General features: G+C 45.3%; 25 protein-coding genes. 10 read left to right on the top strand and 15 right to left on the bottom strand.

Translation table 11 applies throughout. From position 1 onward, the window contains the following. Nucleotides 1-112: 112 nt before the first annotated feature. Nucleotides 113-454: a zinc ribbon domain-containing protein YjdM gene (locus GJB61_RS13015; protein WP_154118950.1), complete on the bottom strand. Its 342-nt coding sequence runs from the start codon at nt 452-454 to the stop codon at nt 113-115. A gap of 175 nt (nt 455-629) precedes the next feature. On the opposite strand from GJB61_RS13015, the gene tlp reads away from it, so the two are divergent. Then, a complete protein-coding gene (gene tlp / locus GJB61_RS13010) occupies nt 630-854 on the top strand; it encodes a small acid-soluble spore protein Tlp (protein WP_154118949.1) in 225 nt (74 codons plus the stop codon). A 72-nt stretch (nt 855-926) separates the two neighbouring features. Here tlp and GJB61_RS13005 read toward each other — a convergent pair whose 3' ends face one another. Beyond that, complete coding sequence (locus tag GJB61_RS13005) at nt 927-1,808, bottom strand: phosphotransferase family protein (protein ID WP_154118948.1); 882 nt, start codon at nt 1,806-1,808, stop codon at nt 927-929. Beyond that, entirely contained in the window at nt 1,805-2,377 is a 573-nt protein-coding gene (locus tag GJB61_RS13000; RefSeq protein WP_154118947.1) for a dihydrofolate reductase family protein, read from the bottom strand. Before GJB61_RS13000 ends, GJB61_RS13005 begins: the two co-directional genes overlap by 4 nt. A 185-nt stretch (nt 2,378-2,562) precedes the next feature. Here GJB61_RS13000 and GJB61_RS12995 point away from each other — a divergent pair, with 185 nt between their 5' ends. Further along, nucleotides 2,563-3,480, top strand: a complete 918-nt coding sequence (locus GJB61_RS12995) for an aldo/keto reductase (protein WP_154118946.1) — start codon at nt 2,563-2,565, stop codon at nt 3,478-3,480. Between the two features lie 196 nt (nt 3,481-3,676). Beyond that, a complete protein-coding gene (locus GJB61_RS12990; protein WP_154118945.1) occupies nt 3,677-4,774 on the top strand; it encodes a GIY-YIG nuclease family protein in 1,098 nt (365 codons plus the stop codon). Nucleotides 4,775-4,887: 113 nt separating this feature from the next. Here GJB61_RS12990 and GJB61_RS12985 read toward each other — a convergent pair whose 3' ends face one another. The 3 genes from GJB61_RS12985 to GJB61_RS12975 are packed head-to-tail and all read right to left on the bottom strand — an operon-like array spanning nt 4,888 to nt 8,375. Continuing rightward, a complete protein-coding gene (locus GJB61_RS12985) occupies nt 4,888-6,933 on the bottom strand; it encodes a carbohydrate-binding domain-containing protein (RefSeq protein WP_154118944.1) in 2,046 nt (681 codons plus the stop codon). Between the two features lie 22 nt (nt 6,934-6,955). Beyond that, nucleotides 6,956-7,639 carry a DUF4956 domain-containing protein gene (locus GJB61_RS12980; RefSeq protein ID WP_154118943.1) on the bottom strand — a complete coding sequence of 228 codons (684 nt, stop codon included), beginning with the start codon at nt 7,637-7,639 and terminating at the stop codon, nt 6,956-6,958. Further along, a complete protein-coding gene (locus GJB61_RS12975; protein WP_154118942.1) occupies nt 7,632-8,375 on the bottom strand; it encodes a polyphosphate polymerase domain-containing protein in 744 nt (247 codons plus the stop codon). Before GJB61_RS12975 ends, GJB61_RS12980 begins: the two co-directional genes overlap by 8 nt. Nucleotides 8,376-8,835: 460 nt before the next feature. On the opposite strand from GJB61_RS12975, the gene GJB61_RS12970 reads away from it, so the two are divergent. Genes GJB61_RS12970 through GJB61_RS12960 form a run of 3 tightly spaced genes read left to right on the top strand, consistent with a single transcriptional unit; the run spans nt 8,836 to nt 11,638 of the window. After that, complete coding sequence (locus tag GJB61_RS12970; protein WP_154118941.1) at nt 8,836-9,513, top strand: response regulator transcription factor; 678 nt, start codon at nt 8,836-8,838, stop codon at nt 9,511-9,513. After that, nucleotides 9,513-10,787, top strand: a complete 1,275-nt coding sequence (locus tag GJB61_RS12965) for a sensor histidine kinase (RefSeq protein ID WP_154119411.1) — start codon at nt 9,513-9,515, stop codon at nt 10,785-10,787. The genes GJB61_RS12970 and GJB61_RS12965 overlap by 1 nt, the downstream gene beginning before the upstream one ends. 47 nt (nt 10,788-10,834) lie before the next feature. Further along, the gene (locus GJB61_RS12960; protein ID WP_154118940.1) at nt 10,835-11,638 is read left to right on the top strand and encodes an AAC(3) family N-acetyltransferase; all 804 of its coding nucleotides are present in this window, start codon (nt 10,835-10,837) and stop codon (nt 11,636-11,638) included. Between the two features lie 66 nt (nt 11,639-11,704). On the opposite strand, the gene GJB61_RS12955 is transcribed toward GJB61_RS12960, so the two are convergent. Continuing rightward, complete coding sequence (locus GJB61_RS12955; protein WP_154118939.1) at nt 11,705-12,247, bottom strand: C40 family peptidase; 543 nt, start codon at nt 12,245-12,247, stop codon at nt 11,705-11,707. Between the two features lie 198 nt (nt 12,248-12,445). Here GJB61_RS12955 and GJB61_RS12950 point away from each other — a divergent pair, with 198 nt between their 5' ends. Next, nucleotides 12,446-13,360 carry a phosphatidate cytidylyltransferase gene (locus GJB61_RS12950; RefSeq protein WP_154119409.1) on the top strand — a complete coding sequence of 305 codons (915 nt, stop codon included), beginning with the start codon at nt 12,446-12,448 and terminating at the stop codon, nt 13,358-13,360. Between the two features lie 46 nt (nt 13,361-13,406). On the opposite strand, the gene GJB61_RS31705 is transcribed toward GJB61_RS12950, so the two are convergent. The 7 genes from GJB61_RS31705 to GJB61_RS12915 form a co-directional block, all read right to left on the bottom strand. Further along, a complete protein-coding gene (locus tag GJB61_RS31705; RefSeq protein ID WP_338115848.1) occupies nt 13,407-13,691 on the bottom strand; it encodes an RCC1 domain-containing protein in 285 nt (94 codons plus the stop codon). Nucleotides 13,692-14,143: 452 nt separating this feature from the next. After that, nucleotides 14,144-15,409, bottom strand: coding sequence for a CehA/McbA family metallohydrolase (locus tag GJB61_RS12940; protein ID WP_195724324.1), 1,266 nt, complete (start codon nt 15,407-15,409; stop codon nt 14,144-14,146). 39 nt (nt 15,410-15,448) lie between these two features. Beyond that, nucleotides 15,449-16,321 (bottom strand): carbohydrate ABC transporter permease, encoded by an 873-nt coding sequence (locus GJB61_RS12935; protein ID WP_154118936.1) that lies wholly within the window; start codon nt 16,319-16,321, stop codon nt 15,449-15,451. A gap of 2 nt (nt 16,322-16,323) precedes the next feature. Then, a complete protein-coding gene (locus tag GJB61_RS12930; RefSeq protein ID WP_154118935.1) occupies nt 16,324-17,199 on the bottom strand; it encodes an ABC transporter permease subunit in 876 nt (291 codons plus the stop codon). A 93-nt stretch (nt 17,200-17,292) separates the two neighbouring features. Further along, a complete protein-coding gene (locus tag GJB61_RS12925; RefSeq protein WP_154118934.1) occupies nt 17,293-18,714 on the bottom strand; it encodes an extracellular solute-binding protein in 1,422 nt (473 codons plus the stop codon). A gap of 2 nt (nt 18,715-18,716) precedes the next feature. Beyond that, the gene (locus tag GJB61_RS12920) at nt 18,717-19,757 is read right to left on the bottom strand and encodes a LacI family DNA-binding transcriptional regulator (protein WP_154118933.1); all 1,041 of its coding nucleotides are present in this window, start codon (nt 19,755-19,757) and stop codon (nt 18,717-18,719) included. A gap of 437 nt (nt 19,758-20,194) precedes the next feature. Beyond that, nucleotides 20,195-21,679: a DHA2 family efflux MFS transporter permease subunit gene (locus GJB61_RS12915; protein WP_154118932.1), complete on the bottom strand. Its 1,485-nt coding sequence runs from the start codon at nt 21,677-21,679 to the stop codon at nt 20,195-20,197. Between the two features lie 229 nt (nt 21,680-21,908). Between GJB61_RS12915 and GJB61_RS12910 the strand changes: the two genes are divergently transcribed. From GJB61_RS12910 to GJB61_RS12900, 3 genes are all read left to right on the top strand, one after another. Continuing rightward, nucleotides 21,909-22,517 (top strand): TetR/AcrR family transcriptional regulator, encoded by a 609-nt coding sequence (locus tag GJB61_RS12910; RefSeq protein WP_154118931.1) that lies wholly within the window; start codon nt 21,909-21,911, stop codon nt 22,515-22,517. 295 nt (nt 22,518-22,812) lie between these two features. Further along, entirely contained in the window at nt 22,813-23,595 is a 783-nt protein-coding gene (locus GJB61_RS12905) for a hypothetical protein (protein WP_154118930.1), read from the top strand. A gap of 76 nt (nt 23,596-23,671) precedes the next feature. Further along, nucleotides 23,672-24,736: a hypothetical protein gene (locus GJB61_RS12900; RefSeq protein ID WP_229521647.1), complete on the top strand. Its 1,065-nt coding sequence runs from the start codon at nt 23,672-23,674 to the stop codon at nt 24,734-24,736. A gap of 491 nt (nt 24,737-25,227) precedes the next feature. On the opposite strand, the gene GJB61_RS12895 is transcribed toward GJB61_RS12900, so the two are convergent. After that, nucleotides 25,228-25,395 (bottom strand): CxxH/CxxC protein, encoded by a 168-nt coding sequence (locus GJB61_RS12895; RefSeq protein ID WP_154118929.1) that lies wholly within the window; start codon nt 25,393-25,395, stop codon nt 25,228-25,230. Nucleotides 25,396-25,482 lie beyond the last annotated feature (87 nt).

The raw sequence follows: 25,482 nt of genomic DNA, 5'->3' as shown, positions 1-25,482 counted from the left end.
CCAGAAAAAAACCATCCGAGATTTACACGGATGTTTACGCTTCAGTAAAGTTATATGGCAAAAACAGCCCCAGCTTCACTTACAAGCTAGGGCTGTCACAAGGTCCTTTCACTTATATCTTTTTCACAAATTCGGATTTCAGTTTCATAGCTCCAAAACCATCAATTTTACAATCAATATCATGATCTCCATCAATCAAACGGATGTTTTTCACTTTTGTCCCTATTTTGACAACTAATGAAGTGCCTTTGACTTTAAGGTCTTTGATTACGGTTATAGAGTCACCATCGGTTAAGACATTTCCATTCGCATCCTTGATTATCTTAGTATCTTCACTGGTTGTTGTATCTGCTCCTGCTGTCCATTCATGGGCACATTCCGGGCAGACCAACAAGCTCCCATCTTCATAAGTATATTCTGAGTTACATTTCGGGCAATGGGGTAAATCAATCATCAGCAATTCTCCATTCGTTATTGTTAGTTCTTATATATTCTGCCATAGTCTTTTCATATTGACAAACGCTATAAAATGGGACTGCCCCCGTTCGTGCATAATATCCTCCGCTAACGCTCAGGCTAATGATTAGCGCACTTAAGCGGCGCTTCAACTATCAGGAGGCGATACTCGAATGGCAAAACCGGATAATCGGGCAGATAATGTCGAGCATTTGCAGAACAGTATTCAGGATACACTGCGGAATCTAGATGAAGCTGAGGATTATTTAGAAGAATTCTCCTCTGAAATCAGCAGTGAGAAGCGTAGCCAAATCGAAGACAAGAATGAACGGCGCAGGGAGAGCATCAAAGGTTTTCGGGAGGAAGTGAAGGACGAAGCCGCGCATTCAGAGGAGTAGTGGTACAAAGGCGATCCCACCCAAGTTCAACTGGGGCAAGATCGCCTTTTTTTCAAAAGGTACGAATATCCGTCAATCACCTACCAACTTCTCCAAAACAGATAAACTTTCCTGGAGATACGCTTTATTTTTTTCGAGCCCTCTTTTCCTGCACCAAGCCACCGCACAGAAAGCATCATAGAAACTATAAAACGGTAATACTCTCTCCAGATCCAGCAGAGGACGAATGGTTTCATATCCTTGCAGATAAGGCAGCTTCACGCGCGGGTCTACTTCCCAAACATATGTATTGATTTTGGTAAAATCAATTTCCGAGGAACCCGCACGCGCACTCTCGTAATCAATGATCCCTACGACTTGGTTATCTTTGATTAAGATATTGCCAGGCCGGAAATCCATATGTACGACACAAGGGCCGTCAGGCTCGGGTAAAGCTGCAAATACACCGTCAAAGTGAGCCACACATTTCGCAAATAACTCAGGCTTGAGGATTTCCTGACAAGGTTCCTGCCACTTCTCAAAATTACCTTTTATATATAATCTCCAATTATTATCTTCAAGCGTTCTGAACCCCGCAGTTTCTTGAACACCATAACCCGGCATAGTCACATTGTGCAGCTTGGCATGAACCACCCCGATTTGATACGCAAGCTGCTGATCCACCACACCAGTGCAAGGCATGCCCTCAATGGCTGACAAAAGCAATGCACCCGCAGTCCTGTCGTCTCCATCCCAAATGTCCAGCACCTTCGGAACGGGGATAATCCCTGTTAACTTTTCCAACATCTCATATTCACGAAATAATTTGTCCTTATTAAAAGGGATCTTCACATAGACGTCTTCTTGGTCCACAAGCGTAAGCTTATATACTTCAGAACTATACGACTCAGGAACCTCGGCTATATGCAGGACATTGAGCTTAAACTTTCCAATGATTTCCTGAATGGAATTCATCCGACATCTTGTCCAATTCTATAATGAAGCAGGGCTACTCCTGACTTGAAGCTCTTTGTTTCTAGCAGTACAAGCTTAGTTCTCTGGACATCTTTAAAAAGCAGCTTGCCCCCACCCACAACAACTGGCATGACAAGGAGCAAGTATTCATCAATCAAACCTTCCTGCGCAAGCTGCTGCACGAGTGTACCGCTGCCAAATATCGTAATATCCGCACCTTCGTCTGTCTTTAACTTTCGTACTTCTTCTGCTAGATTGTCGTGTAACAGCTTGGAGTTCTCCCAGGTTACTTCGGTCAGCGTTGTGGAGAATACCACCTTAGTCATCTGATTCAATTCCTCTGCCATTCGCCGGGCTCCTTCGGGAGCGTTGGAATTTCTGGCGACATGGGGCCAATAGCTCTCAAACATCTGATAGGTTGCTCTGCCAAATAATATCGTGTCCGGATTCATCAGCTCATGTGAGGTTTTGTCGACCTCGGGGTCATGGATAAACCAATCGATTTCTCCATTGGGTCCTGTATAATAACCATCTAGAGACATACTGTTAAATACGATAATTTTCCTCATAAGCTCACCCTTTCTTTATACATAAATCTGGTGATATAAAGGCAATATAATTCCTTAGTAACATTCCTTTCACTTACTATATAATATTTCACCACTTACGTAAGCGTATTTATTCAGTTATACTTTTCTTGAATTCTTCTACATCTGCAAACCGGATTACCCAATCACTAAGGAGGACGTTATTCATGAAGACAATGAAACTAGGTACCAGCACATTAGAGGTGCCAGTTGTAGCAGTCGGCTGCATGCGTATTAATTCGCTTGAGAAAGCCGAGGCTGAACAATTTATTCAAACTGCCTTGGACGAAGGTGCCAATTTCTTCGACCATGCAGATATATACGGCGCTGGGGCCTGTGAGGAAATATTCGCAGATGCCATCCATATGAATGCCAATATTCGTGAAAAGATTATCCTGCAATCCAAATGCGGCATTCGCAAAGGAATGTTCGACTTCTCCAAAGAACATATCTTGGAGTCTGTAGACAACATTCTGGCGCGTCTGAAAACCGAATATCTGGATGTTCTACTTCTGCATCGCCCGGATACCTTGGTAGAACCGGATGAAGTAGCAGAAGCCTTTAATATCCTGGAAAGCTCAGGAAAAGTAAGACACTTCGGCGTATCCAATCAGACTCCAATGCAGATCCAACTGCTGCAGAAATCGGTGAAACAACCGATTGTTGCCAACCAGCTGCAATTAAGTATCACTAACGCCAATATGATCTCCCAAGGCTTTAATGTGAATATGGATAATCACTCCGCCGTTAACCGTGATGGCCTCATTCTGGATTATTGTAGACTGAACGATATCACGATTCAACCTTGGTCGCCGTTCCAATACGGATTCTTTGAAGGTGTGTTCCTGGGAAGCGACAAATTCCCGGAATTGAACCAAAAGATTGATGAAATTGCCACCAAATATGAAGTAAGTAACACCACAATTGCCATCGCTTGGATTTTGCGTCATCCGGCACATATGCAACCGGTCATCGGCACGATGAACATTGATCGCCTAAAGGATTGCATTAAGGCTAGTGAAGTTCAGCTTACTCGTGAAGAATGGTATGCTATCTTCCTTGCAGCAGGCAATATACTTCCATAAGTGCAAGAGATTATTTTATTGTAGAACAAATAAAGCAAACTCCGTCTAAGCGACTGAGTTTGCTTTATTTTTTTGCGAGAGAAGTAGACTCCTCCCTTCTAAATCACTCCGCTATATCAACTTCTTTATCTCCGTGGACCCATCGTCTATACTAAATTTACTAGCCGAACGTGAGCAGCGGAGGTGTCCTATTCCTATGAATCTAACAGAAAAGGTAGCAGAACTGCCTTTATCGCCCGGCGTATATCTGATGAAGGATAGTCTGGGGCATATCATTTATGTCGGCAAAGCCAAACGACTGAAGAAAAGAGTGCAATCCTATTTCTACAACTCCACCGGGCATTCCCCTAAAGTGAAGCAGCTGGTAAGAAACATTAAGGATCTCGATTATATTGTCACCGATACGGAATTTGAGGCCTTTATGCTGGAATGCCACTTAATTAAAGAGATCAAGCCCATGTACAATAAAAAAATGAAGAATCCGTTGGCCTATACCTACATCGCGGTTCGAATGGACAGACTTTATCGGCAGCTTGAAGTCACCTATGACTCCAATGATGATGAGCACAGCCTATACTTCGGACCCTACACCAGCAGGAGCACCGTGGAAAGAGCCGTATTAGGCATCAAGGAGAACCAGAAAATCCTTTGCAGCAGCCCCCGTAACAAGAATACGCTCTGCCTTAACCACGCTCTTGGCTTATGCCTGGGAATGTGCGCAGGCGGGGAAGCTCTGGAGAAATACAATGAAATCATAGATAGAATTATCGCTCTGCTACATGGATTGGATACGAGCATATTAAGCGATCTGGAGTGGCGCATGAGTCAGGCTGCGGAGAAATACGATTTTGAGACTGCGGCCAAATACCGGGACTATACCGGAGCAGTCAGCTCTCTGCTGCAAAAAGAGAAGGTCATCGGCTTCACTGAAGAGAACAAGAATATCGTTGTGTTGGAACCTATGAATGAGTATAACCTCAAGCTTATTCTGATCAAAGGCAGTGTCATCCTCTATCATGCTAAGCTGGACACCGAAAGCGCTGACCCGAAGCAGCTTCATGCCGTCATACAGTCTGCCATTACAGACCAGTTCATGAATCAAGGGGTCGAGGTTAGGGAAGAACTCAGCCGGCATAAGCTTGACGAAGCTCAGATCATCTACAGTTATTTAAAAAGCAGCTCCGGCAGCTATCTCATCATTCCTGACGAATGGTTGGTCTCGACGACTCACCCTGACTTGGATGAAGCGGTTCATGAGATGTTGAAGAGCTATTTTAGGCTTCCCGTTTCTTGATCAGGTCTCCTGCATCCTACATAACAAAAGGAGGACGGTGACTCACAGATAACAATCAAAGAAGCTGCCGCGGATGCGCCAGCTTCTTTGATTGTTATACTATAACCCGGTCATTACATCGGGCTGCCACCTTCACCATCAGGCATAGTGCCTTGACCCGCACCACCTTCAGGTCTAGTTCCTCTACCGCCACCGCCGCCACCAGGTCCACCCATGGTGTTGCCGCCAGTTGTTACTCCCGATTCGTTCAAGTAGGTTACGCTGCTGGAGATGTCGAAGGCTACTACCTTTGTTCCTCCTGCATATTCCCCATCCGTATACAATCCGCTCGCTTCGCTACCTGTGGATGTTCCGCCTGTATAGAGAGTATAAGAACCTCCCTCTTGCAGATCCGGTGAGTTAATCACTACGGTTTGATAAGTCTTGGACGGTGCAAAGGTCAGGATATTGTTGCCCTCGCTGTCTTCCAGATGAACCATCGTTCCAGCCTGCTGTGTTTCTGTGAAAGTCATACTGACTGAGAATTGGCTGGATTCTTCACCAGGCGCTTGAGCCATTCCTGAACTGCCCGCCGCTACCAGAAATCCACCGCTCATCACGAAGGTACCGTCATAATCCAAGGTGCCGTTGCCACTATTGGTAGGTCCATTGGCAATCACAGTACCACCGGTCATTGTGATCGATCCATTCGAATCTAGACCATCACCTGTTGAATCTACGGTTAAATATCCGCCGCTGATGGTGAGCATGTTGCTGCCGGAGCTGGTAAATTGATCTTGTGTTTGAGTTCCTGTGGTAGATGTTTCGTCGTTGCCTCCCGATACATTTACTCCGTCATCGGAAGCAACCACATGGATTTCACCGCCTGCAATCGTGATATTCCCGCCTTCGATCCCTTCATAACTCTTGGTGATATCAATGGTTCCGCCTATGATTGCCAACAGGGCATCTGCATGAATTCCGTCGTCGCCAGCAGTAACCTTGAAATCTCCGGCCGTTATCGAAACATTACTGTTACTATGCACCGCGTCATCTGCGGAATCAATCGTAAAGCTGCCCCCATTAACCGTAATGTCTCCACCGGCTTTCAGCCCTTTAGTGCTAGTCGATTCGGTTTCTGTTGTTGCTGTTGTTTCTGTCGTTTCTGTTGTCGTTGTCACAGCACTGGATTCGGGGTTCTTATTCCCTCCCATGCCCATGCCGCCTGGGCCCTGATCGCCCATCTTCACATCAGCGTTCACATGGCCTCCACCTGTGACCAGCGTGTAGGTACCGCCGTCAATGACAACTGAGGTCTCCGCTTGAATGCCGTCGTTTACGGCTGTAATATCAAATGTACCTGCCGCAATGGCAATAAAACCTTTGGAAGTATCCTCGTCATTTGTTGATTTGATGCCGTCTCCTCCAGCATTGATAGTAAGCTTCCCGTCCTGAACGGCGACGAGATCTTTGCCTACAATGCCGTCGTCTGCAGCTTGAACCTCAATCGTACCCGACATGATTTTCAGATCGTCTTTACTTGATATTCCATCGTTATAGTTGGCCGTAACCGTCAGCTTGCCCGTTCCATTGATCGTTAGATCCGATTTGCTGAAGATCGCCGCACTTGGCTCATCGGTGGAATCATCGGCGAACACATAGGTTGGTCCATCTGTAACGCTGTTCTCCGTACCCTCTTGCAGCGTAATGATCGTCTTATCCGCTTCTTTAATGTAGATTGGGGCGCTGTTACTGTCATGAAGCTCTGCTCCGTTTAATACCAAACGAACCGTTCCCTCATCCTGAACATCGACGACAACTTGCCCCTCACTCAGTGTTCCGCTGAGGACATAAGTTCCTGCTGCTGTAATCGTCACCGATCCATCCTTCGCTGTAGCTCCGGAACCATCAACAACAACACTTGTTCCATTTAGAGCAATAGCTGTTGAATTGTCGGCGCTCCACTCTGTAGTGGAATCCTCCTCGTCGAACGTTACCAGATCCGCCAGCTTGATACTGGCTAGTTGTACATTAGAAGTTGTCCCGTTCTGTGTAGTCGTTATTGCTGTTGCCGCTGCACTAGAGGTGTCAGAGGCTGTCGTATTGCTGCTGCAGGCCGATATTACAGCGATACACAACAGCACCAGCCCTATTTTACCGTTCTTTATTAAGTTCTTCATATCTTATCAATCCCTTCAAATTTTAATAGTCAGTGGTAGTTGGATTCATGGTTAGCGAGAGATCCAGATTGCCGTTCCGGCAGCGGATAGCATCAAGTAATTCCTTCTGGCTCGTGTGCTCATCGATGGTTACCGCGTAGACCAGTTCATATAAGCTGCCAAGCTCGGTGGTTCTAATCTTTTTAAGCTCGTATCCAACGTTGTATTTGGCAAAAACTTCATTAAAGGCTTCCTCATATCCCAGATCCTCCGGGATGGTTACTTTCAGTGTTTTCTGTAGGGATGTTCTTACGCCAAACTTCGTGCGGTTAAGGATAAACATCAGTACGCACAAGATAAGTGTGAATAATACAGCGTACCCGAATGATCCAACCCCGCAGGCAAGTCCGGACGCCATGGTGAACAGTACAAATGTGATATCCTTCGGATCGCCTGGTGCGCTTCTGAAGCGAATGATGGAGAAGGCACCGGCAAGGCTGAAGGCTCTGGCTACGTTGCTGCCGATCAGTAGAATGATGATCGCGACAATTACCGGCAGCAGCACCATCGTAAGTGTGAAGCTTTGCGAATAACTTGCCGGATTAGTTTTCATGTAGGTATAGCTAATGATTCCGCCTAGTGCTATGGATATAACAATGGTTAGAATCGCATTGGTGAATGTTAATTCCGTACTAGTCAAAGCTGCGGAAAAGATGGAATCAAGCATAGAGAGCACTCTCACTTTCTATTCTGCTGTTCTTCAGCATTTTTTTGTACTCGTTGCCATACTTGGAGAAGCTGGTACGGTACATTTGATGTTCAGAGAGCATTTTTGCCAACCATACCGGAATCGTCTTCTCGGCCTTGACCTCCATCAACCATTGTCCCGGCTCCAGCAAGAGTTCGCCATAAGTACCTTGTTCCAGCTGAAGATCATACCGTCTGTATCTTATATTGGTGTCGAACGTAATTCTCAAATCACGGTTTTCTTTACTGAACAGCGCCTTCCGGTCATAGGACAGATACAACTTGGGCTGTAAATCATACCGTGTTAGGAAGTATTTGATTTCTTCAATGACCTGCTTGTTCATGTAGTCTTTGTATTCCGGCTCCACACCCGTGCGGACAAAATCATAAGCTTCATTTAATTGAAGCGAAGTTCTTCTTTTGTTGACCAGACCGAACACCTTTTTCTTGATTTCCAGATACACTCTCGTATCCTGATTCGGGATACCGTAAGCTCTTATCCGAAGTTTTTCCTTATATTTCGGCTTCGCTAGGCTATTCCGGATCAAAGCATCATGTGCGGTGTCATAATACATATTAGTGATGGAATAAAACTCATGCTGCTTGTTGTAATTGTCCAGTTCCATATATTCAAGCAGTTGGTTGTAGAATTTGTAGTAAGACTCACTATCGAGCAAGTATTTGTTCTCATAACGGTTAAACACTTCAATAGCCATAGGGGTTCAGATCCTTTCAGTTTAGGTAGGTCTTCTGTGTTATCTCGCTTGCTTATGAATGTATCTTAGTCCCCGAACCTTTAATGAATCTTAAATGAGTTTACACTGCGTTAATCCTTTTACATTGGTTTAACAATTCTGCATGTGCCTACTATAGAAGCCGAAATAGGACTCTTCCAAACGAGGTGTTGATTGTAACTGCGGTGAATGTTGGACTTCCGGCCGCTGTTGTCTCCAGATTTCTTGATTTATACCGCTGCTCGCGGATGAAATCCGGAGACAAAGGCGGACGCTACCGCTCCTCCAGTTCCAAAATTCCCCTCCGTTACTTCTCACCTTGTTGTCCGTTTCCCTTATTCAGCTTCTATTTAGTCACCTTCATTAAGGTTGACTAAAGGTAAACTTGCTATAATGACGTAAGTAAACAAGTACACAACCTATGCAGAGGATGGGCAAACCCATGAGGATACTAATAGTAGAAGACGAGCTTCATCTTGCGGAAGCCTTAACTCAAATATTAAAAAAACATAATTACTCCGTAGACGCAGTCCATGATGGCAGATCCGGTCTGGATCACGCGTTAAGCGGGATATATGATTTGTTGCTGCTCGACATTATGATGCCTGAAATGGATGGAATCAGCGTGTTGAAGGCGCTCCGCCAAGAGGGAGTATCCACCCCAGTAATCCTTCTTACCGCCAAGGGGGAAATCACGGATATGGTGACGGGGCTGGACTATGGAGCCGATGACTATATAGCCAAACCTTTCTCGTCAGAGGAATTATTGGCAAGAATACGGGCAGCGCTACGACGTAAAGGTGAAGTGATCCCTGACGATGCCTTAAAGTTTGGGGATATCGAACTCAATACGGCGAACCCGAAGCTATCTGTCAAAGGGAAAGAGATCAAGATGAATTTGAAGGAATGTGAATTGCTGGAGCTACTGATATTAAGGAAACAGGCCGTAACTTCCAAAGAGCAGATTATTGAGAAGTTATGGGGCTTTGATTCGGAGGCAGAACATAACAATGTGGAGGTTTATATCTCTTTTTTGCGAAAAAAACTGACCTTCTTGAATTCGGCGGTACGCATTAATACGATTAGAAATGTAGGATATGTATTAGAGGTGACCACATGATGTTTACGAAGCTCAGAAATCGGTTTCTTATTGTTAACCTAGTCACCATCTCTGTGATGATGCTGATTGCCTTCACCACCATTTACGTAATTACTTATCGGAATGTGCAAAATGATATCGATATGGATCTTCACAGAATCATGGATTTCCATCAACAATCCCCTGGTGATTCTGGTCGACAAGGCTCTACCAAAGGTTCTTCTCTATTACCGACTAAGGACAATGGGTTTATGGATAACGGGAACCCCCCTCCGGAACGGTCCGTTTCATTCACGCTGCAAACGGATAAAGCAGGGACTCGTACAGCCACTATCTCTCAACTCGATATGGATGATGAGTTCTATGCCTCTGCGTTACAGGAAGCCGTAGCCATGAACAAGGACAACGGGAAGTTCTCACTGGACGGGAGCCAGTGGATCTTCAACATACAACATACGAATGAAGGGGCCATGCTTGTCTTTCTTGACATCACTGCCCAGCAGAATATCCTGACGAATTTAATCTATACTTTCGCTGTTGTTGGATTGGTGATGCTGATTATCCTATACTTCACTAGCCGGTTCTTCGCCAACCGTTCAATTACACCGGTCAAGGAAGCATTCGATAAACAAAAGCAGTTTATTGCCGATGCTTCCCATGAACTAAAGACTCCGCTCACCATCATTAACACCAATGCGGATGTTCTCTTATCCAATCCAGAAGACACGATTCATAATCAGGCCAAATGGCTGCACTATATCAAATCGGAAACAGAGAGAATGGCCAGACTGACCAATGACCTTTTATACTTGACTGAAATGGATGATTCCAGAGCAAATATGGTCTTTTCGAAGTTCAATATGAGCGAGGCTGTTGAGAATATTATTTTAACGATGGAAGCCGTGATCTTTGAGAAGCATGTGTCCCTTGACTATGAGATTGAACCTGACTTGATGGTGCAAGGCAACAGTGAACAAATCAAGCAAGTGGTCATGATCCTCGTAGACAATGCCGTGAAATATACGAATCCCAAGGGCTCCGTAACCCTGTCGCTCAAAAAACAGCATAACGATATTATGCTCTCGGTTACCAATACCGGTGAGGGCATTGCTGCGGAACATCTGACCCGAATCTTTGATCGATTCTACCGTACCGATGCTTCCCGAGCACGCAAACAGGGAGGTTATGGGCTAGGTCTAGCCATCGCCAAATCCATCATTGATCAACACAAGGGTAAGATTCACGCCAAAAGCACCGTCGGTGAATCGACCACGTTCTATGTTCAACTTTCTTGAGAAGGTTTGGTTGGAATTAGAGTTTAACCCGAAAGGTGGAGGTTAATATGACTGACATACAAGAATCAAGAGCCCTCTTAACGAAAGAAGACCTAGTTCATCACTTTAAAAGCTGCGGGCTGATGGAAGGACAAAGCATATTTGTTCATGCTTCGCTAAGCAAGCTGGGGTTTGTCGTTGGAGGAGCCGAAACGTTAATTCGGTCTCTTCTAGAAATTGTAGGAACAGAAGGAACCTTGATGATGCCTTCCCAAACTTGGAAGAATCTCGATCCTTCAACGGGTGTACACTGGAAAGAACCTGTAGAATGGTGGCCTATTATTCGGGAACACTGGCCTGCCTATGATAAGGATATTACCCCGGCAATCGGTATGGGCGTCGTGGCCGAAATGTTTCGCAAATGGCCGGGAGCCAAAAGGTCGGATCACCCTGCACGATCCATAGCCGCGGTAGGCAAGCATGCTGCATATATTACAAATACTCATGATTTAAGCAATATTTTTGGTGATGACTCCCCATTGGATAAATTATATCAGCTGAATGGTTACGTACTGTTAATAGGCGTTGGCCATGATAAAAATACATCTCTGCATTTAGCCGAAACCAGAGCCGACTTCCCTGCGAAGCAAAGGGTCAACGAAAGCAGTGCGATCATGGCTGACGGCACTCGCAAATGGGTGACCTACCAAACCCTAGCTGTGGACGACAGCGATTTTGTCTCATTAGGGGAAGAATACGAGAAGGAAAAAAACATTAGGATACATCAAATCGGGAATGCTGATATCCGATTTTTGGAACAGAGGCCGCTTGTCGATTGGGCTGCTGCCTGGATGGAGAGACATAGGGTCTAATAACATCCGACCATACGGCAAACCTCTTTCACTGCAAGTACCGTCTATCTTGACCCGCACTCCCCCTCAGGTCTCAGGCTCGTACTCACTTAATTTCCCTTCGTAGATCAACTGCAGCCGATCACTTTGCCGAAAATCATCCGGTGTAACGAGTGCAGGCAGCTTGTTCCATAACTTAATACCTGACCTTACTAGTATTTCCGCAACAAATTGCGAACAAAAGTAGGAGTTACTAAATTCCACCGGTTCCTTGAGTGCGATGCCGACCAGTCCCAGAAAGTTATAGAGATACTTTTGACGACTTCGAATAAAGATGTGCAGAACCCGCTTCATTTTCTCGACCTCGCGGTCAGATACCTGAAGCTCATAGATAACGCATGTCGTATTCGGATACTTACTGAACGTGCCTGTCTTGAGATCCTCCTGCACAAATCCGCCATTCAGGGGATTGTTAGGATGCTTTCTCCCAAAGCTGTACAACTCAGACAGTTCCCGGTTAAAGGAGATCGAGGCATGATTGTATGGTGCTTTCGTATAGCCTTGAATGATCTTCGTAAAAAATGTTCCGGTATTCGTAAGCAAGATAAAGACCGATCGATCAGCTTCCATTTACAAAATTTCCCCTTATCAAGTCTGAATTATTCCTTCATAATAAGAAGAAATGAATATACCGTCCACTTAAGGACGGTATTCGTCTCTTCGAAAAATATAAGGATAAAGTATAACGTGAAACCTACAATTTCTTATATTTTAGCATATGATCCCTTTAATGGAATCCTACCCTTACGACAAGTTGGTGATTTGGAAATGGACCGCTCGCTATCCACGTTAATTCTAATTTTCGCAGCCCTTTCGGCCATCCAACTCATTTATTATGGGGTGAGCAGAGTACAGCCGAACAAAGACTATACCGGCATTGGATTTCGCATTAAGACCTGGTGGGGCATGCTCTTCATCTTTTGCTTAGCTACCTTATTCAACCCAGTCATTTCGCTGCTGTCCCTAATGGTACTCACCTTCTTCGCGCTTAAGGAATATTTCTCCATGATTAAATCGCGAAAAGCCGACCGCAGACTGTTTCTGTGGGCATACTTGTCAATTCCCTTGCAGTTCTACTGGATTTACATTGAGTGGTACGGGATGTTTATTGTCTTTATTCCTGTCTATATCTTTTTGCTTCTGCCACTTCCCCGATTGATCAACAAAGGAACGGTTGGATTTCTGCGCAGCGTCAGCCAAGCCCAGTGGGGACTTATGCTGATGGTCTTCGGGCTTAGTCATCTGGCTTATTTTCAATTTGCTACACCGGAGTACGGGGCAGGACTTGTGTTGTTTCTAGTGGTGTTGACGCAGCTGAATGATGTTGTCCATTATCTGGCCTCAATCTATTTCGGTAAGCGAAAAATAGTCCCCACGTCCAACCCGCAATTAACTTGGGAAGGCTTCGCCTGCGCTTTTCTTGTCACCACAGGGGTATCCTATCTAATCTATCCCTACCTGACACCACTTGACCCGACCTTCGGGCTCTTTTCCGGCATGTTGATCAGCCTAAGCGGTTTCTTCGGCAGCTTAACCGTCTCCGTGCTGAAGCGGGATTTGTTAATCGGCGATGACGACAAGTTCGTTGCTTTGAAAAAAAGTTACTTAAGCCGGGTAGACAGTCTGACCTATACCGCACCCGTCTTTTTCCATGTGATTCGTTATTTTTTCGATTTCATGTAACGCAAAAAAAATAACAGGCCGCCGTATAGCAGCCTGTTATTTTGTATTAACTATGCTTATCGAGACCTTTGTTACGGCCATTATCCGCTCCATCACCAAGCAGACCATTATAACCATCTCCCCAAGTCCATACACTACCATCCTCTTTTAGCGCAATTGTAGTATTGCCACCACCGGTAATATCCAGAACATTCGTCAAGCCACTAATGATGGCCGGAATACTCGTATTGTCGTAATTTCCAAACCCAAGCTGCCCGTCTCCATTGTAACCCCAAGAATAAATATTTCCGTCCACATCTTGAGCAAAGGAGTTATAAATCCCTACACTTATTAGGGAAATATCGGACCGCCTCCTTATAGATATGAGTTATCTCATACTTGTTAAGGAGAATTATATCTTTACCCAATGACAAGAAAATGACAAACTTCGACAAAAAAAGCCCCTTAATCGACGTAGGGACTTTGTTTCTCGTGAAAATTAGGAATTAATTTCTGATTTCATAAAACCAGACGAATGCCGGTTCTGAGGAAGATTAAGTATCACTGTTAGAGCAGGATTCTGTTTTCCATTATATTCTTTATACTGATATGAGACTTTTACTTCTATGGCATCTCTTCAAAAATCAACGATCTCTTGGCAATCCTCAGTTTTTATAAGAATGAAAGTGGTCGTACCGCGGTTCGTTGCTTAATTAGCCAATAACCTCTTCATAATCGCTTTCTTTACCAATTCAGGCAGCTTCGTGCCAACGTTTACGTGGGTATCCGTGAAAGTCTGGAGACTCAAACCAATATCTCTTCCTGCAATTTACGAAGGTAGACGGGATTAGTCAGGCAAGAAGTAATCGTCATGTTCCATTCCGCTAGGTAACGACTCGCTTCCGCTCGATAGAACAAGCGGTCCGCCAACACAGGGAAGGCATATTCTCCTTCGGTCTCCACGACCCATTCCTGTTCTACACCACGGTCAGACCATAGCTGTACACGATCTCCTGCCGCACCAATCACCTTTACCGCCAGTTCAAATCTCTGCTGTTGGTCCACAATCACCGTGTCACCCACCCCTGCCTCCCCGATGGACAAATCGATGAAAGTCTCGTTCGTATTGAAAGAAAGCACCACATGCCCGGCCCTGATTCCACGAAGAATCGCATCCTTCGATTCCGCTGCCGAACGGACATAAGACGTAGGCGTTCCATGCGCGACATGGAGATCAAGTCTATGGGTGTCACTTCCCCCAACTGCGATAAGCTTGCGACCGGAAACCAATTGCTGGTGCCACCAGCGAACGGCTGTCTCGTTAATCGGACGCCAAGGTCCATTCCACACCTCGATAGCGTCATAAGGCAAGTCAAATCCTAATTCCCAAGGGCAGTTGGAGCAGAATGGGTGATTTAAGGAAATGAATGCGCCATGGTCCGCCGCCCGCTGCAATGTAGCAACTGCCTGCTCTGATGTTAAGATACGGAAGTCATCCAGCGCGTCTAATTCCCCCAACAGGTTGCAATGTCCCTTGTAGCTGGTCAGTTCCACTCCGGGAATGAGCACAATCTGATCATCGGCAGCCAATGTAGAAAAATTCTGTGAGGCATTATTGTGATCTGTGAAGGCCATGAACTCAAGCCCCTTTTCCTTGCACGACTCAATGGCCTCCGCGATCGTATAGGTACCGTCACTGTGGACGCTATGCATATGCAAGTCGCCTTTCATCCAGCGCGGGTGCTCACGAAAGAGCTTCAACTCAATCCTAACCTCGCACCCACCTTCTGGCACGCGGTAGGCACCCAGAAGGACATTCCATTCGCCCGCCAGTATCGGACCAGCCAAATAACCGGGTGTCGCTTTGCCGAGACCGACAAAGAAGGAGTCCCTGGCCCCGCCGCTCCAACCCATGATTCGTTCCGGAGAACGGAGTCCGATATCAATTACAGTTGTGCCATCCTGATGCTCGTACGTATACTTCACTTCGATCCGTTCAACAAAACTGTCGACTGCAAAGGGAACCTCGATATACGTCTTTTCTTCTTCTTTAGCAATCGATCTGTGCAAGGAAAGAGTCGAGAGAATCTCCAAGACATTTCACCCTTTCTATTCTTTGTTCGCACCTAACATAAGTCCTTTCATGAAATATCTCTGAATGAAAGGGTATACTGCCAGCAAAGGGATAATCGAAATCAGGATCCCGGCCATTCGAACGTTCGTCGTGATCAGGAGATTGCTTGATGTGGCACTCGCATCCGTAATCATCGACTTGAGCGCCACCTGAAGCGTTATCTTGGAACTGTCATTTATGAACAGAACCGGAGCACTCAGCATGTTCCAGCGACTCACAAATTCGAACAACATGATTGTAGCAACCCCAGTTTTCGCCAGACGCATATAGATCGTCGTGAAGATGCGAAACATCCCCAAGCCGTCAATCTGCGCGGATTCGCACATCTCGTAAGGGACGCTCAGGAAGAAATTGCGCATAAGCAGGATCGAGAAGCCGGAGATCATCCCTGATAAGACTAGGGAACTTAGTGTATTGATGAGATGCAAATCTTTATTCACCAAATAGAGCGGAATCATGATCGCGTCCTGCGGAATCATCATTGTCAGCAGGACGAAGGAAATCATAAATTTCTTGCCCGGCAAATGCGGTTGAATGAGCACAAATCCCGCCAAGCTGGACAGCAGAACATGAAGAATCGTACCGGAAACGGTGACGATTACACTGTTCATGAATGGACGCCGGAGATCCAAACTATTCCACACCGTGCTGAATCCTTCTATACTGAAATCTTTCGGAAACAGGATGATCTCAGGCTTCATCGAAGCCATCCCAGATGAGAAGGCCAGCGCGACTACATTTGCAAAAGGGATAATCATCGTCAGCATCAGCAAGATCAGGAACGCCGCGTTCAGGACATCAAACGTCCTGTTTCTCCAGCCCCTTCTCTCCAATCGTTCGATATCCATTGTTACACCTCATCAAAACGCGTCATTTTTCTAACCACAGAAGTGAGCAGCAGCGTGAATAAAACAACGAAGAAGCTGGCTGCCGCCGCAGGACCTATACGGATCTCCATAATTCCTTTCTGGAACGTATACACCATGAGCACATCGACCTTGCTGGCAATCGCCGGGTTTCGCATCACAAAGATTTGATCAAAAATCCGGAAAATCCCCAATGTATTAAGCAGCAGGATTACCTTCATCGTGTTCATCAACTGCGGCAGCGTCACATAGTGCACTTGCTGCCACCTTGTCGCCTCGTCCATTCGCGCGGCCTCGTATAGGGTGGGACTAATGCCTGCGATGCCTGCCAGGAACAAAATGCAGTTGTAGCCCATATCCTTCCACACAGCCGAACCAATCATTATCATTCGGGCCCAGGTTTCTTCTGCCATAAAGTTAATTGGCTGGATACCAAATATTTTGATCAACAGTAAATTAACAAGTCCGCTGTCGGGGGACAGGAGGAAGATGAAAATCCCCCCAATGACCACCCAAGATAACAAATGCGGAACGTACAGCACGAGTTGCGCGGTTTTCTTGAACCAACTCTTCATGACTTCGTTCAAAGAGAGTGCTAGAATCAGCGGGGCGATAAAACCGAAGATGAGAATTCCCCCGCCTATATATAACGTATTCCATAGGGCATCCCAAAAGCTCGGATCATGTAAAACCTGATTATAATTGTCGAATCCGATATAAGGCCGCTCACCCATTAGTTTGTAGTCCTGGAAACTGGTCTGGAGCCCTTTCACAAGCGGATAATAAGCGAACAAGGCAAAATAGATGATAACCGGAAACATCATGACGTAAAATATGGAGTTCTTCTTGATCATTCTCATGGCTGTTCCACCTCCTGCCTCCAGATGAAGTCCTATGACCCATGAGGAAGCTACAATATATTCCCGCCCGTCACTCCGGAATGTTCCCGATGATTAGTCGATTAAATTCGCAGCCTTCAATTCTTTCTGCATCTGTTCAACCGCGTCCTTCGCCGGCATCTGGCCCGCCATTGCCTTAAGCGCGTAGTTCGTCACGATTTTCTCGGCATCCGGCCAAGTAGACAGAGAAAGTTCGAGGGTCGCATACTGCTTGGACAACGCCATCGCTTCTTCGACACCAGGCAGAGCAGGGAACAGCGGCTTAACCGTGGAGTTGTACCAATATGGAACGCCGTGATCCATATTTGCCTCCTTACCGGTTTCTGTCAGTGAATACCCATTGCTGTCCACGATATAGTCGAGATCTTGAACGCCCAAACTCCCGAGAATAATACCATCTTCCGTATTCCAGAATTCAAGGAATTTCTTGGCTGCTTCCGGATGAGGTGCATTTGCCGGAATAATCCAGAAATCCGGGTCTCCCCGGCGCATGATAATCGTACCGTCTGCAGCCTCGAGACTCACCATACCCGCTGCCTGGAAAGCCGTGTTCGCATCTTCCTGCTTTTTCAAATTATTGAACATCCCCACCCAGGCATCCCAATATGTGACCATCCCGACACGGTCGGTGAGAAACAGGTTACGCATTTTAGCTGTATCGTTCGTAATGAAATTAGGATCCATAATGCCTTCCTTTACGAGCTTGGCGAACCATTCGTACATCGGAATCGCAGCATCGGTTGCATAAGGAATCGTACGTTTACCGTCCTCCATCACATACCTGTATTTCAATCCGGCTGAGCTCATAATGCCTTGGATATCATAAAGTCCCGAAGTGCTCAATCCGTAGGTGTCCGCTTGGCCGTTCCCGTCTGGGTCTTCTTCCTTGAATGCCTTTAAGATGGTGTAAAGCTCATCTAGCGTCTTCGGTTCCTGCAGGTTCAGCTTGTTCAGCCAATCTTTACGGACGATAGGCATCGTCGCGCCCTGGAATTTGGAGAAGACCCCATAGATCTTGCCATCCGGACCTTTAAGTTGATCCCATTCACCAGTTGGGATAACTGCAGGATCCGAAAGCACCTTGGAGCTTTGCACGAAATCGGTCAGATCGGTAACAACCCCTTGATTGAAGAATGCATCCAGCTTAGCCAAGTCACTGACTTCGATCAAATCATATTTTGCTCCCGAGCTGAGCGCGGTCAGCACCTTCTGATCATAGTCACTAGCAGGCTTGTCCAGCGTCACATCCAAACCAGTCTTGTCGCTGATCGCTTGCGCGAATTTCGTATTGCCTTCCGGCGTCTTTCCTCCAACGTTACCGGATAGAATCTCAAGCTTCATACCCGCCGTCGACTCCGTCGGAGCTGCCGATTCGGGCGTAGCCGGCGACGAAGATGTGTCGTTGTTGCTGCCACATGCGGACAAAAGCACGGTTCCGGCTAAGATCAAAGATACTGCAACGTTCTTCTTACTCATGATTAATTTCCTCCAAAGTTCGTAATGGGTGCAGCGCAGGAGCTGCGGATGACCATATCGGTTGGCACAATCGTTCTCTTAACTGTATTTACGTTTCCTGTCATCTGTTCGATCAGCATGACTGCTGCTTCCCGCCCCAAGCGTTCGGCGTGAAGGCGGACACCTGTGAGCGGAGGCGTGAACTCTGGTGAGAACACGGAATCGTCACTGAACGCGAATACGGACAATTGACTTGGAATGTTGATTCTGAGCGATTCCGCCGCTTTATAAACACCGAGCGCCATGGTGTCTGTATCCGCAATGATAGCTGTAATTGCCTGATTTGCCTGAAGTGCCTTGAGCGTTGTCTCATAACCGAAATCGAGCGAAGAATTGTCCGGATCAGGTTTGTATACAATTCTATATGATGACTGTGGAAGCCCGGCTTCCTGGACAGCGGCAAGAAACCCACGGGCTCGGTCAACTGCGACAGTTCTATCTTTCGGCGCGTTTAGGAACAAGAAGTTCCGATGGCCAAGATCCAGCAAATAACGGGTGATTTGCTCGGTCATGCTTACGTTGTCATTGTCCACGTAAGAGATATGGTTCTCGAAGTCAGAGGAGGGCCTGCCTATCAAGACGATGGGCACATCTCCGGATAACCGTTCAATGATCCGTTCATCTTCGCTTTCCGGATTCAGCAAGATCTCTCCGTTAGCCGGGCCTGTAACCATGTGCTCCAACTTGTTCTGATAAGAATGTGATAGTGTATTGACGAGCAGCCTATAACCGTGCTCATAACAGACACTTAGAACACCATTCAGAAGAGAGAGGTGGAACTGGCTGAACTTGAATTTCTCTCCTTGAATATTAAGGCCGATAATGCGGGTCGACTTGTTCGCCAGGCTTCTTGCCCAATAATTAGGCTTGTAGTTAAGCACTTTCGCAGCCGCAAGTACTCGTTCCGTCACTTCTTTACTGATGGGTCTTTTCTTGCTGAATACGCTTGATACGGTGCCTTTTGAAACGCCTGATGCTTTCGCTACGTCATCGATGGTAGCCATAGGAAGAAAACCTCTCTTATCTCCTGCGAACGCAGTCTAATTTTCATGTTCTTATCCCATATCATTAAACCGGTTTAATGAAAGGACATACTTCCTCCCCTGATTCTGTTCTCACCATGAATCCTTGTCTCTTTGTATGCAGCTTTCTTTCCTACAGACTTCATATTAAACCGGTTTTATAAGACGAGTATTATCGAAATGTTATTTCTTTGTAATGTCAATATCCACCTACCAAGTCCAGTCCCTATTTCAAACCCCAATATACAGTTCTCCCGCTGTCTGTAATGGCAAATAAACCAAACAAAGAACGGGCTGATACCCTGTTTCAGGAATCAGCTGTTCCACATCATCTTGTCACACTAACAGCATTGTACACAGAAGAGCCCCTCCAGCTTTACGAAGCGGAGGGGCTCTCTCACATATTTTCTAATCTTAAATTATCTAACTGCCTTGGATTGCAGGATTACTCTCTTACCATCCTCTTCCGAAGGTTCCGTACGTTTAATGAAGAAAGAAAGGAGGAGACCGGCAATCCCAATTCCAACAATAAGAAGATACGCATCATTAATCCCCTGGATAGAAGCTTCCATGATCAAATGCTCCTTAGAAGAAGAGCCGCCTGCGCTCATCATATCCACAAGGTGGGTCTTGGTTCTGCTCGTCATCACCGTGATAAGTAAAGACGTACCTATCGCACCAGCGACCTGCTTTATGGTGTTGGAGATGGCTGTACCATGTGCATTCAGTCTTGATGGCAGTTGGTTCAGGCCCGCCGTTGTGATTGGCATCAGGAACATGGCCATCCCGAAGCGTCGTCCTGTGGACATTAGAACTAAATACGTATAACTGGTGGAATCCGTCAGATTAACGAACCCGATTGTAGTCACGATTGTAATAGCCATACCGATAATGGACAGCCATTTCGCTCCAAACCGATCGAATAACTTTCCTGTCACTGGCATCATAATTCCCATCAGAAGTGCGCCAGGGAGCATAAGCAAACCAGACTCCAGAGCTGTATATCCACGTGCATTCTGCAAATACAGGGGAAGCAGCATCATATCTGCATACATGACCATGGTAACCGCAATATTAATAACGGTCGTCAGGGAGAACATGCTATATTTGAACACTCTGAGATCAAGAAGGGGACTCTTGATGACCAACTGTCTCCAGGTAAACAAAATCAAGGAGACCACACCAGCAACAAGTAATAGAACCACTTCCGCGCTTGACCAACCTTTGCTTCCAGCACTACTGAAGCCGTAAAGAACAGCGCCGAATCCGATTGTTGAAAGAATGACACTCAGGATGTCAATCTTAGGATAGCTGCGTTCAGATACGTTTTTCAAATAAATAAAGGCAATACCAATAACAATAACAACGAATGGGATCATTCCATAAAACATCGTATTCCAGGAATAATGCTCCATAACATAACCGGCGAGCGTAGGCCCGATAGCAGGAGCAAAAATAATGGCGAAACCGACCAACCCCATCGCAGCTCCTCGCTTGTCAGGTGGGAATACAGTCAGGATTACGGTCATCAGTAGCGGCATAATAATACCTGCTCCAGCTGCTTGAATCAGGCGTCCTACCAGCAAAGCATCGAAGCTATGCGCCGTAGCCGAAACAATGGTTCCAGCTAGAAAAATAATCATGGAAGATTGAAATAGCTCACGGGTCGTAAACCGCTGCATTAAAAATGCGGTGATCGGAATAAGAATTCCGTTTACCAACATATAACCGGTCGTCAGCCATTGGGCAGTAGACGCCAAAATGTTAAAATCGACCATCAGCCCCGGTGTCGCGACGCTCATAATCGTCTGATTCAAAACGGCAATGAACGCCCCCAGAATCATAACAAACAACAGAGGACCTTTCTTAATAGAACTGCTGTCAAAAGCTGCTTGATTACTCATGTTGCTCAACTCCCTTTACATTCATCATGGAGCCAATCAACATGTTGTTGTATAATAGACTCAATGTTGAATTATAATCAACTCTCTTGTAATTCACAAGCAACATATTCCCGGAAAATGTTTATTAGTTTACGGTTGAAAGCAATCTGTTGTCTAATGGAAATATAATTTACAGATCGAACGAAATTGTCGTATAAATCATTTATGGGGAAAGGAACTGAGGCCTACCATGTCAACAACATCATCACGGACGGATCCGCGTGTCATTCGCACGCTTCAATTGATTCGAGATGCATTTATTGATTTGCTTCAGGAGATTGAATTTGAGAAAATAACCGTGAATCGTATTGCAGAACGCGCTACGATCAATCGGGCCACCTTCTATCTTCATTACCGGGATATACCGGATATGCTGGAGAGGATGGCCAATCAAATGATTGATGAAATTCAGGCTATCCTAAGTGATGCTCCGAATCAGACTCGTTTAGACATAGACATTGATTTGTCCGTATTGGTCAAACTGCTTGAGCATATCGCGGATAATTCGAAATTTTACAAGGTGCTGCTCGCTTCAAAACGTATACCTGTATTCACCGATCGCCTTACGAAGCTAATGGTTGATCTCATCACCAGCAGAGCCGAAAAAGCAGGCTCTTCTATATCTGTTTCCGGTGCAAGCGTTCCAATCGATATTGCAATCTGGCACGGTTCCTCCGCCTTCATTGGTACAATTGTCTATTGGCTTCGCAATGATATGCCCTACACGCCTCTTTTTCTCGCCAAGCAGCTTTTTCTATTGTTCCCGTTACATCAAAATACGATCCCTCTCGCCCCTTGAGCCACGCCCCCACTCCCTGAAACAGTCGAGTAGCCCAAAGGAGTTTCACCTTCAGGCTCTCATTACGGCTCTTATCATTCAGCCAGTTATGGTTTCATTCCGAGAGCCCAATGTGGAAACATATTGGGCTCTCTATTTGCAAGTTCTTTCAGCCATTTTTCCGCTCGACTGCGATGTCCCCTGAACCTCTTGTATTTACACATTGCCCATTTGACCAATCTGCGATTTAGACAGTCAGATAGCATTTCAGCGATCATTTCAATTTCACTACCGGTATAACTATGAATGTGCTGTGATGGTAAATGCTACTGAAAATTCTCAACTGAATAGCAATACTTCAAAAGAATTACGAATTGATTTGGAAGCAGTGAAGAATCAGATACCAACAGCTTTTGTGCCAGGGGCAATTTTGACTTATAATGCAGAGCAAGAACCTATCATAACCTATGATACAAGTGCAGCAGATCATTCTGGGGATACAAAAGGCATATTACGTTCATTACAAGCTTATGAAGAAGTGCCAGATATTAAAGGAAGAGCTGCTGAGGATGAATTTTTCAAAGCTGTAGCAGAATCTGTTAAGCATTTACCAGTGACAGATCTTGGATTTGATCTTCCAGAACCATCTCCAGGTACTGTAGTTATCTATGGTTCTGATGGACATATCAATCGTGTCTATGTAGATGAAAGTATTGCTCCGAAACAAGCAGCAGTGGCAGCCGATGTTCCAAGTTCAACAGTCCCTTATCCAGGACGTTTGCCTGGAGGTACATACACATATGGATCAGGACAAACAGTAATTATTTCGGCAGGTGCTGTAACAGGTGATGGTAGATTTACTGTTTTCCGGGCAGGTGATATCGCAACAAAACGACAAATTGATAATGCAATTCATGGAACTCCAATCACTGCTAGAGCGTTAGATACTGATATTGTTAAAACTGTATATAAGAACGACATTGGCTCTCTTCCTGATGCAGTAATGGATAACTATTTCTGGGGCTGGAATAATGTACAATTCGGTCATACTTACAGTGATACTTTATCCTTCCCGGATAGATTCTATTATCAGTTTTAAGTTATAGAGATTATGCCTATGGCTTATAGCCATAGGCATAATTAATTATAGAACCAGATATTAAGGAGAGAGTGATTTGGAAAAAAAATCAAAGATTTTAATGTGTTTGTTGTTGATAGCAATATTACTGATTTCGTGCTCGTCTAAGGACGCTGGTTCGGAAAGCACAGCAAATACTACTCCTACTGCTAGTTCAGAGGTGAAATCACCAGCAACTGCAGCTGATTACATTACGATGACTTATTCAGAATATGCGACTACAGATGAAAACGCAGCCATAAAGACACAAATACTAAGCTATGATACAGCTACAAAGCAAATGAAAACGGTCTTTCAATTCGATTATACAGCTCAATATCCGTTGGGCTTTTATGATAAGCCTAATCAATTAGTGTACTATACCCAAAGGGTAGGGACAGACAAGGATTACGGAGACCAGATCTTTGTTAGAGATTTATCGAGTGAAAAAAGCGCTCAACTAACAGATAACTTATTTGCAGTCAACTATATTATTCCCTCAGGAGATCAATTATTTTTTGTGGCTAATGTAAAAGGAGAGCAAGCTATACGATTAGGCGCTATTGATCTCAACACCAATGAGATGACACTCTGGGGTGATGATGACATGCTCGTAGAAGCTATTACATTAGATCATAAAAACAAAAAAATTTATGCTTCTGCTTATTCGTTGAAGGAAAGGAATTATAGTCTAGCCCATCAAGATGGCCCCACGGGACAGAACAATTTTAAAATGCCAACGTATACCGTATACGAAACGAATTACGATTTAAAGGAGAAAACAAAGCTCTTTAGTGAAAATTACTGGATTCGTATGCTGATGAATAAAGAGGGTCATGTTATAGCATTTGGTGACAAGGAATATAATAAGGGCCAAGTGCCCTCTTTGGTTGTTGACTATGATACTGCCAGCAAGACCTCCAGTGTGAGTAATTGGGGAACTACAAGATTACAAAGAGGAGAGGCCAATTACTCGAACGATGGTAGCAAAATATATACGATAGCAATCGTTAAAAATGAACGTGGGTTATTCGAATTTGATGTGAAGAGCAAGGAATTCACTGCTCTATTTACACCTACAGCCGGGTTCATTAATAATATCCAAGTTGTACGAGGACACTGATACAAAAATATTACTACTTAGATTCACACCGGTGTTCCGAAGGACACGCGAAGCATTGAATTGGAATCAACCCGCATATGCAACAGCATTTTTTGAACTGGCCCCTTCTGCCGAAACGGCGGAAGGGACTTTTGCTGTGAACCGGCAAAAATCACCTTCGAGGTACATCATCATTTTGTAGTACAAATTAAACTCGCAGAAGCCTGTTTATGCATCGTTCCGACCAGAGTGTGATCTATCCTGCTTCTATCGTCTGTATATTGTAAATACAAGCTCCTGCGAGTTTCCCTTCAAAAAACTTGCCCCTACTCATGATACGGTTCACCCCAATTTATCTTCACCAAGCGCATGAGCAACACCCCCCACTCCCCAAACCAACAAAAAAAAGGACGTGAACCACGTCCTTCCGCACCATCATTTTCACTTTAGACGCATCACTCACTATCCCTGTAATACGTCTAATACTCTTTCATCTAAGCAACAGCCAACGATCAGACCACCAAATACTCTGCATTCTGCTCGCATTCCGCACATTTCGCTGGCGGGTCCCAGTCAGAGAATTCCGTTTCCTTCAAATCTACAATGTCGGGCGCATCTTCATACTCGTCCACAAACTTATCGATAGCCAGCTCCACGTGCTCCTTACACACTACATACATTCAACCAAGCATCCCTTTCTGTGCCGCTGCGGCTTAATACTCCTTCTACTGTTCTATCACACTTCCATGGAAAAGGAAACTCCGTTC

The organism is Paenibacillus monticola, from assembly GCF_009664975.1.
In the GTDB taxonomy this organism is placed as follows: Bacteria; Bacillota; Bacilli; order Paenibacillales; family Paenibacillaceae; genus Paenibacillus_AQ; species Paenibacillus_AQ monticola.
The sequence above is the reverse complement of the archived record's forward strand: the minus strand, read 5'-3'. Positions and strand labels throughout refer to the sequence as shown.

Excerpts from the sequence above, each read along its gene's own strand:
- GJB61_RS12995 (WP_154118946.1), top strand. The coding sequence starts at position 2,563 with ATGAAGACAATGAAACTAGGTACCAGCACATTAGAGGTGCCAGTTGTA.
- GJB61_RS12975 (WP_154118942.1), bottom strand. The coding sequence starts at position 8,375 with ATGGCTATTGAAGTGTTTAACCGTTATGAGAACAAATACTTGCTCGAT.
- GJB61_RS12910 (WP_154118931.1), top strand. The coding sequence starts at position 21,909 with ATGTCAACAACATCATCACGGACGGATCCGCGTGTCATTCGCACGCTT.
- GJB61_RS12965 (WP_154119411.1), top strand. The coding sequence starts at position 9,513 with ATGTTTACGAAGCTCAGAAATCGGTTTCTTATTGTTAACCTAGTCACC.
- GJB61_RS12935 (WP_154118936.1), bottom strand. The coding sequence starts at position 16,321 with ATGGATATCGAACGATTGGAGAGAAGGGGCTGGAGAAACAGGACGTTT.
- GJB61_RS12905 (WP_154118930.1), top strand. The coding sequence starts at position 22,813 with ATGGTAAATGCTACTGAAAATTCTCAACTGAATAGCAATACTTCAAAA.
- GJB61_RS12980 (WP_154118943.1), bottom strand. The coding sequence starts at position 7,639 with ATGCTTGATTCCATCTTTTCCGCAGCTTTGACTAGTACGGAATTAACA.
- GJB61_RS12925 (WP_154118934.1), bottom strand. The coding sequence starts at position 18,714 with ATGAGTAAGAAGAACGTTGCAGTATCTTTGATCTTAGCCGGAACCGTG.
- GJB61_RS12930 (WP_154118935.1), bottom strand. The coding sequence starts at position 17,199 with ATGAGAATGATCAAGAAGAACTCCATATTTTACGTCATGATGTTTCCG.
- GJB61_RS12970 (WP_154118941.1), top strand. The coding sequence starts at position 8,836 with ATGAGGATACTAATAGTAGAAGACGAGCTTCATCTTGCGGAAGCCTTA.
- GJB61_RS12915 (WP_154118932.1), bottom strand. The coding sequence starts at position 21,679 with ATGAGTAATCAAGCAGCTTTTGACAGCAGTTCTATTAAGAAAGGTCCT.
- GJB61_RS12920 (WP_154118933.1), bottom strand. The coding sequence starts at position 19,757 with ATGGCTACCATCGATGACGTAGCGAAAGCATCAGGCGTTTCAAAAGGC.
- GJB61_RS12955 (WP_154118939.1), bottom strand. The coding sequence starts at position 12,247 with ATGGAAGCTGATCGATCGGTCTTTATCTTGCTTACGAATACCGGAACA.
- tlp (WP_154118949.1), top strand. The coding sequence starts at position 630 with ATGGCAAAACCGGATAATCGGGCAGATAATGTCGAGCATTTGCAGAAC.
- GJB61_RS13000 (WP_154118947.1), bottom strand. The coding sequence starts at position 2,377 with ATGAGGAAAATTATCGTATTTAACAGTATGTCTCTAGATGGTTATTAT.
- GJB61_RS12895 (WP_154118929.1), bottom strand. The coding sequence starts at position 25,395 with ATGTATGTAGTGTGTAAGGAGCACGTGGAGCTGGCTATCGATAAGTTT.
- GJB61_RS13005 (WP_154118948.1), bottom strand. The coding sequence starts at position 1,808 with ATGAATTCCATTCAGGAAATCATTGGAAAGTTTAAGCTCAATGTCCTG.
- GJB61_RS13015 (WP_154118950.1), bottom strand. The coding sequence starts at position 454 with ATGATTGATTTACCCCATTGCCCGAAATGTAACTCAGAATATACTTAT.
- GJB61_RS12960 (WP_154118940.1), top strand. The coding sequence starts at position 10,835 with ATGACTGACATACAAGAATCAAGAGCCCTCTTAACGAAAGAAGACCTA.
- GJB61_RS12950 (WP_154119409.1), top strand. The coding sequence starts at position 12,446 with ATGGACCGCTCGCTATCCACGTTAATTCTAATTTTCGCAGCCCTTTCG.
- GJB61_RS12990 (WP_154118945.1), top strand. The coding sequence starts at position 3,677 with ATGAATCTAACAGAAAAGGTAGCAGAACTGCCTTTATCGCCCGGCGTA.
- GJB61_RS12985 (WP_154118944.1), bottom strand. The coding sequence starts at position 6,933 with ATGAAGAACTTAATAAAGAACGGTAAAATAGGGCTGGTGCTGTTGTGT.